This is a genomic window from Dietzia sp. 111N12-1 (genome assembly GCF_001658045.1).
Classification (GTDB): Bacteria; Actinomycetota; Actinomycetes; order Mycobacteriales; family Mycobacteriaceae; genus Dietzia; species Dietzia kunjamensis.
This window is the reverse complement of the sequence record NZ_LSSV01000050.1, coordinates 1-12,313: the sequence shown is the minus strand read 5'-3', so window position 1 is coordinate 12,313 and position 12,313 is coordinate 1. Positions and strand designations below refer to the sequence as shown.

The following is a 12,313-nucleotide window of genomic DNA, read 5'->3' as shown; positions in this document are numbered from 1 at the left end:
TAAAACTTGTGGAAGTCAGGTCAGACCCCCTCGGGACCGGCTTCTTATGTGCTCATCGCCCAACAGAATCTATACGTAAGGCCGCGAAGCTGACCTACAAGGGGTCATTCCTGCCGAGTCGACACCCGTTGCCTGGTTAACTGAACTCCGGCAACTACGATGGACTTGCGCTTACGATAGCCGTGTTCCGAGTTCGGAGAGGGAGCAGTGACGAGGTCAGCAAGCGATGTGGTTGGCGAAATTAAACTAACCCCGGACTCCGGCCTCGTTGACAGCCTTGGAACTAAGCACACCCTGGAGTCAGCAATTGCCGACCTCGTAGACAACAGCCTCGACGCCGGCGCAGAGAAGATAATAGTCCGGCTCCTGACCAAGAACGGCTATCTCACCCAGGTCGAGACAATCGACGACGGCCACGGCATGAACGCCCAGGAGATCGACAGAGCTCTGACAATTGGACATCGCCGCGAGTATTCCTCGAGCGACCTCGGCCATTTCGGCATGGGCCTGAAAGCCGCAAGCTTCGGAAATGCAGAAGAGCTGACAGTCTGGTCGAAACGCAACGGACATGATCCCGTCGGCCGCCGAATCAGAAGACAAGACTTCGCGCGCGATTTCAGTTGTGACATTCTATCCACAGACGCAGCCAGAAAGTTCTTCCGACAGCGCCGCGCACTTGCTGCAACAGCGTCAGCAACGGCCGTGGTTTGGACTCGACCACGTAATGCGTTCGTCGGTACCGATCCAACCGAAGCGAACGCATGGTTGGAGAGGACGGCTAACTCTCTCCGCATGCACCTTGGCTTAACCTTCCACAGGCTGATCGAATCCGGCGAAGCCCAGCTGTCCGTCGTCGTTGATGAGATATCGCGCTCCCCGTCAAATCCCGGCACCCCGGTACTAGCAATCGACCCGTTCGGTTACCCGGCCTCCGGCCATCCCGACTACCCGCGGACTCTCTCGGCACGCACAGGAAACTCTAGAATTCAGTTACATTGTCATATATGGCCCCCCAAAATCGACAAGACAGGTTTCCGCATCGGCAACCGGACCGGGCGTGACCATCAGGGGTTCTTCGTATACAGGAATAATCGGCTACTCAAAGCCGGCGGGTGGTCGTCAGTGACCGCTAGCACGGCCCAACGTCAGCTTGCTCGAGTCGTAATCGATGAGCCTGAGGCTTTAGGTACGTTCATCACGATGAACCCTGAAAAGGACGGGGTGAAGTTCGAGCCCGCATTTCTCCAGTCGGTCCTGAAGGCGAAAAGCAAGGACGGCACCACCTTTTCTCAGTACCTCGAGACCGCCGAGGGAGTACATCGAACGGCCAGCAAGAGAAGCGCTAAGCGGAAGCCTGCCATCCCTGCACTCGTAGGCTTTGATCCGCTGCTTCGAAAGCGAATCGCCAGCGAACTACCTATGATAGCGATCGACCCGATGTCGATTAAGTGGAAACGACTTCCCCCCGGTCAGTTCCTCGACGCCGACCACCCCACTCGGACGCTCTGGCTTAACAATCGCTACCGCAAGCTATTCGCCCCACAGGGTGGAAGCTTAAATGACGCGCCTACACTCAAGGCAGCGCTTTATCTACTGACACACGAGATATTCGAGGGCGAGTACCTCGGATCTCGCGATAGAGACAACCTCAACCTCTGGAACGCTATATTAGGGGAAACCGCCAGATCCGAAATTGCCCGCCTAGAGAATGACTGATCTATCTTGGAAATCCGAGACGACGTCCGTCGACTTACACTGCAAACCGTAGATCACCTTTGGGCTAGCGGCGCCCCCATTCAGCTAGCCATCAGCGGCCAGCCGGAATGCTGGCTCCGGCTCGAGCCCGCTCACTCGAAGCTCACCCTGGTAACCCCTTTCCAAGTTCCAGCTCCGAAAATTAAGCATCTTCGTAACGTCAGCTACGCAATTAGCGCCGAGAACGGCGATGAGCACTCCGAGATCGCGGTCGCCGCCGACAACGACATCTTCGGTGCCTACAGTTTCCTCGCAACCATTGCGGATAATTTGCAAACCGAAGGCTATCCACTCGCTGACGCGGTAAATGGCGCAATAACCGCCCATCGCCACGTACTTGAAGCCCAGCCGTCGCTCGGAACGGAAAGACAGATCGGCCTGTTTGGCGAGCTACTCATGCTCCGCCACCTGATCAAGAAAGTCGGGCCAGCGCTTGCGCTGGATTCGTGGCAGGGCCCGATTGGCGAGGAGCACGATTTCGTATTCCCCTCTGCCGACTTCGAAGTAAAGACAACCGTCCGCGAAACTCGCAGCCACGTTATTGCAGGACTCGCACAGCTCCAACCTACAACGAATAAACCCCTGGTTCTCGTCTCAATTCAGCTCACCGGGGGAAGCTCGCAGACGGGGACATCACTAGATGCGCTCGTGGGAACAGTACGCTCGGAGACGCGCGGTTATCAGCATCTATTAGATGACCTGCTGCGATCCGCTGGATGGCACCCAGACGGCACATACGCACCGACACTTACTCTACGCACGACTCCCCGTGCGTATGTGATCGATGAAGATTTTCCCGCGCTGACTCCGCGAGTGGTCGCTAACCACTGCTCACGCCCCGACCTCATCTCTGAGGTCTCCTACCGCATCGACGTGACCAACCTTCCCCATTCCAGTCCCCGACACCCAATCGACGGCTTCGTCGAAGAATAGGAATCAATCATGGCCGACGAACGTCCGATATGGGCAGATGACCTGAAGCGCGCATTTGAGGTTTTGAAGGGGAAAGAGCCCCGCCCCTTGCTCGAGATTGTGGAGTTGCTGTCGCAAGAATCAGTCTCCGACAACGACCTAGCGTCATTTATATCAGCCGCAAAAGAAAACGATATAGCGCTGACTCGCGCTCGCTCAGCGCTCGCTTGGTGGGACGCAACTGACACAATTGACTTTGGCGGCACCGCCCCCCATACAGTTTCGCGACGTAAGGTGATCTATCCCGCGCTCAAGCTCGGTCCAAATTCGGTTGCAGCTTTCGACCAGAGAGTTGACATCTTCGAGAAGCCCGCCGTCGTCATCTCGCGCGAGTTTGAACCGTGGTACGCGGACGAGCGACCGCGCCGGGCAAATATGTACTGGAACGACTACGAGAGATACCTGCGCGAAGTTAAGCAATGGCCTGAAGAAGCTATAGCCGCGCTGGACGAAACCACAACTGACGTTGTTAGCCGGCTCAGTCGGCCTACGCGGGAGGAAATAAAGCAAACAAAGGGCCTGGTCGTCGGATATGTCCAGAGCGGAAAGACGGCGAACTTCACTGGGGTGGCTGCCAAAGCCATCGACGCTGGCTACCGTCTCGTAATCGTCCTCACAGGCACGATCGAGATCCTTAGGTCTCAGACCCAGCGACGGCTGGATATGGAGCTGATGGGGGAAGAGAACATTCTTTCAGGGCAGGATCCGACTGATCCAGCGGTACTGAAAGAACTGGACTACCAATTTGACAGGGACTGGTTAGACGGAAAGTTCGTGAAGCATGGTGACGGCCTACTTCAGCCTGGCGTCGCCGAGATTGCGCGCGTCACCAGCCATCAGAGTGACTACAAGCGGCTACCGCAGGCGATGACGAAGATGAAGTTCGCGCGAAAAAACAAGCGCAAACCCCTCAACGACGAGGATAACCTTTTCGACTCCGGTGCCTATGTAGCGGTTGTGAAGAAGAACTCCGCACCGCTCAAGAAGCTTATCCAGGATCTTAAACCTCTGAAGGGTGACTTGTCACAGCTACCCGTTTTGATCATTGACGACGAGTCCGATCAGGCTTCGGTCGACACCACAAATCCGGACAAGTGGAAAAAAGATACAATGGTCGCCCGTAAGCGCACCGCCATTAACGAGCTAATCACACAGATCCTTGCGATATGCCCACGGGCGCAGTACGTCGGTTATACCGCCACCCCGTTCGCTAACGTTTTCGTTGATCCGGATGATGATCGCGACCTTTTTCCTTCCGATTTCGTACTTTCCCTTAAGCCGCCCCCCGGCTACATGGGGGTGAGGCATTTCCACGACATCGCTAGAAACTACGACGACGAGCCACGGACCTTTGCTAACTCTAATGAGAAGGCCTATGTCAGAAATCTCCTCGGCGACCCTAAGGCGTCCCCCGACTTGCGGTACGAGGAACTACAGAACGCACTGGACTCATGGGTTTTGTCTGGAGCCATAAAGCTCTATCGGCAGGGGTGCTCTTCCTTGAGATTCCGACACCATACTATGTTGATTCACGAGGCCACTACGCAGGCGGCCCACGCTGCAGCCGCGGAAGACGTGCGTCGGATTTGGTCGCAATCATTGTTCGGCTCGTCCCTGGGGCTGAGCAGACTCCGGCGGCTATATGAGGAGGACTTACTGCCCGTCATGGTCGCACGCGCCAATGGCGATCCAGTGCCGAGTAATTTCGATGAGCTCAAACCATTCATCCAGCAAGCCCTTGCTAAGATGACGATCGACGGCGATCCCGTGCTCATTGTTAATTCAGACAAACAGGTACAGGAGCAACAGAAGCGCCTGGACTTTGAAGCCGACTCGGTTTGGAAGATTCTCGTCGGCGGGGCTCAGCTTAGCCGCGGCTTCACCATCGAGGGGCTCACCGTTTCCTTCTTCAGAAGAAAGACCGGCCAAGCAGACACGTTGATGCAGGCGGGTAGGTGGTTTGGCTTTCGCCCCGGCTATAAGGACCTCGTCCGTCTGTACATCAAGAGGGACAATAATCCGCGGATGGACCTTTATAAGTCTTTCGAGGCGCTTCTTCTAGACGAAGAGGCGTTCCGCGACGAGTTGACCAAGTACGCTGGCTTTGACGCGTCCGGACGCCCCACCCTGGAACCTCGTCATATCCCACCCTTGGTCAGCCAGCATCTCCCTTGGCTGAAGCCCACCGCGAGGAACAAGATGTGGAACGCAGTCATCACTAATAAAGCGCCAATTGATGTCCAGGATCTATATGGCCTACCTGAACGCGGCTCTTCAGAGCTTAAAGAGAATTTCGCTAATGTGACAATGCCGCTGCTGAAACGCCTCGATAGCGCACCCATCAAGCTGGGGTATAAGATACAGGGCGAGGGCTCCGGCGATGTGAACTTCCTTGCGGGCTTGATACCGGCCTCCGCATTCGGTGATCTCTTGTCTCAGATGCACTGGAACGATAACGCGCGGAGCAATCTGGACACCGTAACCATGTTTATAAAAACGGCTACCCAGAGAAAGGAGATCGCCGACTGGCTCGTTATGCTCCCGGTTCCGAAGAACAACGATCGGAAGTTGGCAGCGGCCGGACTGCCTACCTCGATTCCAGTAGTAACGCGCAGCCGCCGGGCTGGACGATCCGACTTCGTCGGGTCTGACCGCAAGCATCGCGAAGCCGCGCGGAGAGTGACCCGAGGCGAGGCGATTCCGCGATTCGGGGCCTCCGATGCCCGAGGCATCGTTCTTCTGTCGGTGACGTCAGACTCCGACCCGAGCGGCAATGCGGACGTCGGAGCAGACGACGCGATCGGGCTCATCTCGATCGCCGTCCCGCGGAAGGCTATCCGAGTCGACAAGCAAATTACTTGGTCGGTGATGAACCGCAACCGACCCGATGACGTGACAGTGAATCTCGCGGCGGTGACTTAGTAGGTAGGCCCACGCCTCAGCCTTTGCCCTGCTTCGGGAGAATCGGGGCGGGCTGAGGCGCGTCATCGGCGGTTGCGACGCGCCACCTCTGACCGCCGATCCCCGCACTGGGGCCTGCGTCGACTTCGCTACAACGAGCTACTCGGACCGCGACGAACCGGCCCAGAGTCGGCCTCGGCAGACCGAGTTCCTCCGCAATGCGCGGGTGCGGATCGTAGTGCCCGAGGATAATCAGTCCTTCGTTCCGAAGTGCTTTACGGGCGTCCCGAACACGTTTGCTCGAATCTACCTGCTGGCCAGCGGTTTCTATAGTGGCGTGGTTTATGAGCTCGCCTTGGATCTCCCTGAAAATTGTGCGGACGGCTTCCTGTCCCGATCTCGCGTCCCGCATCTTTATTGCGGTTGCGGGATGGTGCACAAGGGCGTTGCGAATCATCGTCGCGGAGCGGTAAACCCATGTGATATTCGCGCGTCCCAGGTCGCTTAGCTGCCTCTTGCGGTCCCGCTGTCCCCCTAGTGGTTTCAGCATGTCTTCCGAGATCCGCAGTAGTCCTAATGCCCAGCGAGCTGAGTCTTCATTTCCCCAGATCAGCATCGCGATCTTGTGTCCGCGACTGTACATCTCCATGGGGATCTCCCACCCGTACAGGTTCCTAGACCATTTGCAATCGACGTCCACGCCGGCGATCGAGAAGTCGAGATCGAGCCCATCGTCGAACTCGAACTCCCGCTGCAGCCAGATTTCAACAAGGGTGCCGATGTGCGTCTTCTCCGTCTTAGACAACTGAGTGAAGTCCCATCGACCTGTGCGTCTGCCGTCGTAAACTTGGTCTAGAGCTTCACGGAGCGCAAAAGCAATCCGGGAACCGTCGGGGTCCGCTTGAAGCAGCGCCTGTCTGACTAGCTCAATGGCTGGGTCGGACGGTTTGTCTAGACCATCGGCTGGACCCGGCCCGTTCGAGACGCGAGGTCGCCCTGCTTTTGTTGGCAGTGGCGGGAATGCTCTCTTCGTCCGTAAACGGAGATTTCTCGGCTCCTCACTCGCTGGTGCGTGAACCGAAAGGTCGAGGTCTAGCCAAGCCCAATCTTCTTTAGACAGCTTCTGCGAGTCCATCCTCGTCTGTCTCCTGTCCCGCGGATGTAATGGCTGCCTTCACTTGCTTGGCCACGGCGGCCGCTAAGCCAGCAGGCACTGCATTCCCGATCTGCTTAGCGATCTCGGTTTTCGAACCGCACCACTTATAGTCTGAAGGGAAGTCTTGCAGGAGCGCCGCCTCCCGATGCGTGATGACTCGATTGACCCGGCGGTCTGGGTCGTCTGCCTCCCACTGAGGGTGCAGGTACTGTCCCTTCTCCGGCTTAAAGAACTCGGTTCGAATGGTAAGGGAGGGCGCGTCCCACCTCATTCGTCCCATTACGTCCGTCGTTCCACTGGTCTTCTCCCTCCAGCAGCGGGGCAAGAGGTGATCCGGGAGGTCGAAACGTCCGCCACCCGGGGGCACATGGTCGTACCTCTCAAGCGAGATAGGCCGGGGATTGCGCCCGAAATGCAACTCTTCCATAGAAAAGGGCCCTTGGACCGCCGCACCAAACACTTCGGTAGTTCGCGCTGGCAGATCCGTTGTCTTCGGATGCTCTGGCAGACCATCAATACGCTCTCTGACCGTTTTCCATGGCTTGACGTGCCCATGAGCCATCCGTGCGTGCGTCGGAGCGGGTGGTTCGATTGGGCCTATTCGCGATCCGATGACGATCGTTCGAGGTCGCCGCTGGGCAACCCCGTAGTCCGATGCGAGAAGAACTCCCCAGCGCAGTTCGTACTCCTCGATGCACCCATGATCCGCTTCCGCTAGTAGTAGCTCGAATTCAGGACTTTTGGAGAATCTCTGCACGTTTTCCAGCACAAAGACCTTGGGGCGCGCGTGCGTCACGACACGAAGATATTCCTTCCACAACTTGTTTCGCGGGTCGTTGACATCGCGGCTACCCAAATTCGAGAAGCCCTGGCAAGGCGGCCCGCCTATAACGACGTCAACCTCGGGGATATCCTCGTCCGCCAAATCGGCGATGTCACCGAAGAAGGTATGCGCCTCGCCGAAGTTCTGCGCATAGGTAGCGGCGGCGGCGAAGTCGAACTCGACGGCCAAGTCCGAACGAAAGCCCTCGCGGGCGAAGCCGACCGTCATTCCTCCACAGCCAGCGAAGAGGTCGATCAAGCTGAGGGTCTCTGTCATGGCATCCATCCTATGCTTTCGGCGGGGCGGCCCCGAACCGCCTCGATACAGTCGGGTAGTGTCCGACAATGCTTCCTGGGCCTCCTCCCCTGGCGTTCGACGCAGCATGCGCGCGAACCGCGGCCGCGATACTGGGCCGGAGCTGGCCGTCAGACGCGAACTGCACCGTCGGGGCCGGAGGTTCTTCGTCAACCGCCGACCGGTCGCGACCATACGTCGCACGTCCGACATCTTGTTTCCTCGCAAGAAGGTCGCGGTGCTCATCGACGGGTGCTTCTGGCACGGTTGCCCCGTGCACCGGACCTGGCCAAAGCGGAACAGTGACTTCTGGCGGGAGAAGATCGAGACGAACATCGCGCGCGATATCGAGACGACCAGGCTGTGGGAGGCGGAGGGATGGCAAGTGCTCCGATTCTGGGAACACCAATTAATCGACGAGATCGTGTCGACAATCGAGGCGCGCCTTGATGAGTGACATACTCGATCGGGACGAGCAAACGACCATCGGCCGCGAATACCTCCATCCCGCCCCGAGCCACACACCACCATGATTCGATAGCCGCGTGAAAGTCGATTACCAATGGGTGGAACAAAATATTGTTTATCGCTACTCGAGGAACGCTGGCCCAGAACGAGCAACTGCCGATGGCTATGAGAATTTCAAGTATGCCCTGCGGCCGCGAGTAGCCGGCCAACCGATCCTCCAACTCGAGCGCGGTATCAACGTCCCGAAAGAGGTAATCGCACCTGACGGTCGCCGCAGATCGGTTGTCCTTCTGCGATCCAGCCCCAGGAAGGCAGGGACTGAGACGACCCCGTGGCATGACGACTATGACCTGAAATCCGGCCACGTTCGGTACTTTGGTGACAGCAAGCCGACGACGTCTGAAAGCGCCCACCACGCCCTGGGAAACAAGGCTCTGCTGTCGCTAGCGCCGCTTTTTCGATCGACGGCCCGAATGGAGCGACAGCTCGCACCGCCGATCGCCTTGTTCCGGGGCGAGTCCGCAGAGCTCGAAGGCAAGGGGTTGGTCCACAAAGGCTTCGTGCGCTTTGTCGGACTTGGCCTTCTCGAGGCCCATTCCCCTGTGCGCCAGGTCGATTCCGACGGCGTCCCGTTCGACAATGTGGCCTTTGACATACGCCTATGCCCCCTCGGGGATACAGGTGGGAGGGTCGACTGGGGTTGGATAAACGACCGTCGAGACGAAACGATCCCGGCTGCGGTGGCCAACCTCCGCGCGCCGTACGCGTGGCGGCACTGGATCGAGACCGGCGATCTCCCCGACTGACACTGCAGGCTCGTTCTCACGCCTTCGATGAGCTGCCGCCCTTCGCCCCTCCAGGTGTCTGCTCCGCGCTCCCGACCCCTACGTTGCGTCGGGCGCGCCGCGGCATACGGCTGTCTGAAGCAGAATGTCGCGGATCTCATCGTCGCTGAACCCGTCGGCGCGGACCGCGCGAGGTGTATCGCCAGCTCCTCGGGGTGGACGGGAGCGATAAGCGCCGCGAGGGTGAGAACCTTCCGCGCTCGACGGCTCAGCCTCGAGTTGGCCCAGGCGCTGCCAACGCGTAGTCGTTCATGGAAGTGCTAGCGCTGGCGAATCAGGTCGGTCGCGGCGGCGGCCACCTGGTCGACGCGGAGTACGCAGCATCGCCCGAAGCACGGTCATCCAGGCGTCAGTGTGCTCGGCGATCACCAGGAGACGCTCGCGCGCTCCGGGTGCGGCGCGAGCAAAGCCAACACTTAGATCCAACCGGCCCCGCCCGGCGTAACCCACCAGTCGACCTGCACCTTTCCCATCCACCGGAATCGACCGGTGACGCGCGCCACAACGCGGTCACAGTGTCCTCATCCCTCGCCCGGGCGCGCGGCGCGACGGACGGCGGCACCCCCGGCACGCCGGGACCCTCATCGGCGAAAGGACACTCCATGGGCGACATCCGGGCCCTCGGCTACCTCAGGATCGACACCACCGACCTCGACCGCTGGCGCACCCTCGCCCACGACGTGCTGGACCTGGGCGTGGGCGCCGGGGGCGACGACGACACCCTCCACCTGCGCCTCGACGAGCGCGCGCGCCGCATCACGCTGCGCCGCGCCGAGAAGGACGATCTCGCCGCCGTGGGCTGGGAAGTGCGCGACGAGATCGCCCTAGACCGCGTCCGGGCCACCCTCACCGAGCACGGCATCGCCTACCGGGACCTCACCCACGACGAGACGCAGGCCATCAAGGTCGACGGCGCCATCACCCTGGAGGACCCCTGCGGCCAGCGCCTGGAGATCTTCCACGGCGCCGAGCTTGACCACTCCAAGGTCTCCACCAAGTACCGCACCGAGTTCGTCACCGACGAGCTGGGCCTGGGCCACCTCGTGGTCCCCACCACCGACTACGACGCCACCATCGGCTTCTACCGCGACGTGCTGGGCTTCCACACCCGCGGCGCGTTCCCGTTCCCGGCCGCCCCCGGCATGCCGCCGCTGCGCATCCAGTTCATGGGCGTCAACCCGCGCCACCACAGCTTCGCCGTGATGCCCGCCCCGCACATGGGCCCGGGGATCGTGCACATCATGCTCGAGGTGGCCGAGATGGACATGGTCGCCCAGGCCATGGAACGCACCACCGAGCACGGGTTCGGCATCTCCTCCACCCTCGGCCGCCACACCAACGACAAGATGGTGTCCTACTACCTGCGCGCGCCCGGCGGCTGGGACATCGAGTTCGGCTACGACGGCCTCATGGTGGACGAGGACCAGTACCTGCCGCAGAACATCACCGCCGACAGCTACTGGGGCCACGACTGGTCCGGCAGCGAGCCCCTGGCCTGCACCATCCCGCTCGAGGAGACCGCCGCCGAGGCCGTGGCAGACTCCCTGTCCGAGCCCGTGGTGGAGAGCGTCTGACGCACTGACGCGCCCTACGCGCCCCTGACCTCGATCAGCTCCCACCACCGCGCGGGCATGGTGCTGGGCGCTCTGCACGGCCGCCGAGTGGCTACTGCGTCCACGCAGGTACCGCTCGTCGACCCGCTCCTCGGCGTAGGCGGTGACGATGTCGGCCGGGTCCTCCGCCTGGTCGACGCGGCCGTAGAAGAGGCCGTGCGGCAGGACGAGCATCGTCGCGGCAAAGCGGTCGCCGCCCGGCTACTGAGCCGGATGCGTGGTCCTCGGCCGGTGCTCACGGACCGGGAGTCCGAGGTCCTGCGCGCCGTGACCGAGGGGGCTCGAGCAACCGGCAGCCCGCCGAGTCGCTGCACCTGTCCGAAGGCACGGTCAAGACCCATCTCGTGCATGTCTTGAGAGAGGGTGCTGTGAGACCGGCGCCGTCATCGTCCGGCGCAAGAACTCGGCCGTGATCGCGCCGGCGTGGCGGCTGTGCGGGGTCAGGCCGGCGAGCACCGGGAACGCGTGGACTGCCGAGTACCACCGATGGGTCTCGACGGGCCGCCCGGCCGCGTGGAGGCGTTCGGTCAGCTGGAGCGCGGCCGGTTCCACGAGTTCGCCCGCAGCCAGGGTGATCAGCGTCGGCGGGAACACCTCCGGATCGCAGGTGAGCATCGAGCGGCTGCTCTCCAGCCCGTCGGCGTGGTGCTGCCACAGCCTCTGGAACCGCTGCACCGTGACGGCCGGTTGGTAGGAGTCGCGCGTGGCCCACGGCCCCTCACGCACCTCGCCATCGACGTCGAGCAGGGGCGAGTAACCCACCATCGCGGCGGGCTGGCGGACGCCGTCGCGGGCGGCCAACTCGCAAATCGCGGCGGCCAGGTACCCGCCCGCCGAGTCCCCGGCCACCACGATCCGGCGATCCGCGGGCAGTTGCTCGGACAGAGCGCGATACCCGGCGTAGGCATCCGCGACCACGGTCGCCAGGTCGACCTCCGGCAGCATCCGGTAGTCCAGCGAGTGCACGGTCACGCCGAGGTCCATCGCCAGCCGGCCGCAGAGCCCACGGTGGGTGCCGGGGCCGCAGAAGACGAACGCGCCCCCGTGGAGGTAGAGCACGGTCACGTCGGCCAGTGCGTCCGGGCCGACGGAATCGGGGGTCGAGGTCTCGGCCGCGGTGCCGCCGAGCACGGTCCGTTCCACTCGCACCCCGGCGGGGCCCGCCAGTCGCGAGAACCCGCGCTCGACTGCGGCCAGCCCCCGGATCCCGGCGCCGGTCATGGGCCAGAAGCGGTACACCTGACGGAGCGTCGCCCGCCCGGCCCAGTAGAGCAACCGGGACTGCAGGTCGACCTCACGATGGATGGTAACGGAGGGGTCTGTCCGAGTGGTCAAGAGCGGGACGATCCTTGCGTTCGTAGGAGAGTGCGCTGCTTCCGGCGACCCTTGGCGGCCATCAGCGGCAGGAGGGCGGACGCCAGGCGGGGGAACGCGGCACCCAGCCTGGCCAGCGCCCCGCGCCTAGTGGGCATCTCCGTTAGTTCGT

General features: G+C 61.2%; 9 protein-coding genes and 1 pseudogene. 6 read left to right on the top strand and 4 right to left on the bottom strand.

Annotated elements, in window-relative coordinates; all coding sequences use genetic code 11:
* The first annotated feature begins 207 nt into the window (after nucleotides 1-207).
* From AYO52_RS17825 to AYO52_RS12880, 3 genes are read left to right on the top strand one after another with little or no spacing between them, the layout of a single operon-like run.
* On the top strand, nucleotides 208-1,716 hold the full coding sequence (locus AYO52_RS17825) for an ATP-binding protein (RefSeq protein WP_082924001.1): 1,509 nt from the start codon (nucleotides 208-210) through the stop codon (nucleotides 1,714-1,716).
* Between the two features lie 6 nt (nucleotides 1,717-1,722).
* Complete coding sequence (locus AYO52_RS17820; RefSeq protein ID WP_172812169.1) at nucleotides 1,723-2,688, top strand: PD-(D/E)XK motif protein; 966 nt, start codon at nucleotides 1,723-1,725, stop codon at nucleotides 2,686-2,688.
* 9 nt (nucleotides 2,689-2,697) lie between these two features.
* Nucleotides 2,698-5,649, top strand: coding sequence for a Z1 domain-containing protein (locus AYO52_RS12880; protein WP_067718044.1), 2,952 nt, complete (start codon nucleotides 2,698-2,700; stop codon nucleotides 5,647-5,649).
* A gap of 16 nt (nucleotides 5,650-5,665) precedes the next feature.
* On the opposite strand, the gene AYO52_RS17815 is transcribed toward AYO52_RS12880, so the two are convergent.
* A complete protein-coding gene (locus AYO52_RS17815; protein WP_082923999.1) occupies nucleotides 5,666-6,763 on the bottom strand; it encodes a NaeI family type II restriction endonuclease in 1,098 nt (365 codons plus the stop codon).
* Nucleotides 6,741-7,883, bottom strand: coding sequence for a DNA cytosine methyltransferase (locus AYO52_RS17810; protein WP_082923998.1), 1,143 nt, complete (start codon nucleotides 7,881-7,883; stop codon nucleotides 6,741-6,743). The genes AYO52_RS17815 and AYO52_RS17810 overlap by 23 nt, the downstream gene beginning before the upstream one ends.
* A 58-nt stretch (nucleotides 7,884-7,941) precedes the next feature.
* On the opposite strand from AYO52_RS17810, the gene AYO52_RS12875 reads away from it, so the two are divergent.
* The 3 genes from AYO52_RS12875 (at nucleotide 7,942) to AYO52_RS12865 (ending at nucleotide 10,788) form a co-directional block, all read left to right on the top strand.
* Nucleotides 7,942-8,358: a very short patch repair endonuclease gene (locus AYO52_RS12875; RefSeq protein ID WP_256388224.1), complete on the top strand. Its 417-nt coding sequence runs from the start codon at nucleotides 7,942-7,944 to the stop codon at nucleotides 8,356-8,358.
* Nucleotides 8,359-8,446: 88 nt separating this feature from the next.
* Entirely contained in the window at nucleotides 8,447-9,175 is a 729-nt protein-coding gene (locus tag AYO52_RS18350; RefSeq protein WP_156523605.1) for a hypothetical protein, read from the top strand.
* Between the two features lie 641 nt (nucleotides 9,176-9,816).
* Nucleotides 9,817-10,788 carry a VOC family protein gene (locus AYO52_RS12865; RefSeq protein WP_067718036.1) on the top strand — a complete coding sequence of 324 codons (972 nt, stop codon included), beginning with the start codon at nucleotides 9,817-9,819 and terminating at the stop codon, nucleotides 10,786-10,788.
* A 30-nt stretch (nucleotides 10,789-10,818) separates the two neighbouring features.
* Here AYO52_RS12865 and AYO52_RS18955 read toward each other — a convergent pair.
* Together AYO52_RS18955 and AYO52_RS12860 are read right to left on the bottom strand one after the other, a co-directional pair.
* Nucleotides 10,819-11,025, bottom strand: a pseudogene (locus AYO52_RS18955) (sucrase ferredoxin); the annotation flags it as partial.
* Between the two features lie 132 nt (nucleotides 11,026-11,157).
* Nucleotides 11,158-12,162 (bottom strand): alpha/beta hydrolase, encoded by a 1,005-nt coding sequence (locus AYO52_RS12860; protein WP_067718033.1) that lies wholly within the window; start codon nucleotides 12,160-12,162, stop codon nucleotides 11,158-11,160.
* Nucleotides 12,163-12,313 lie beyond the last annotated feature (151 nt).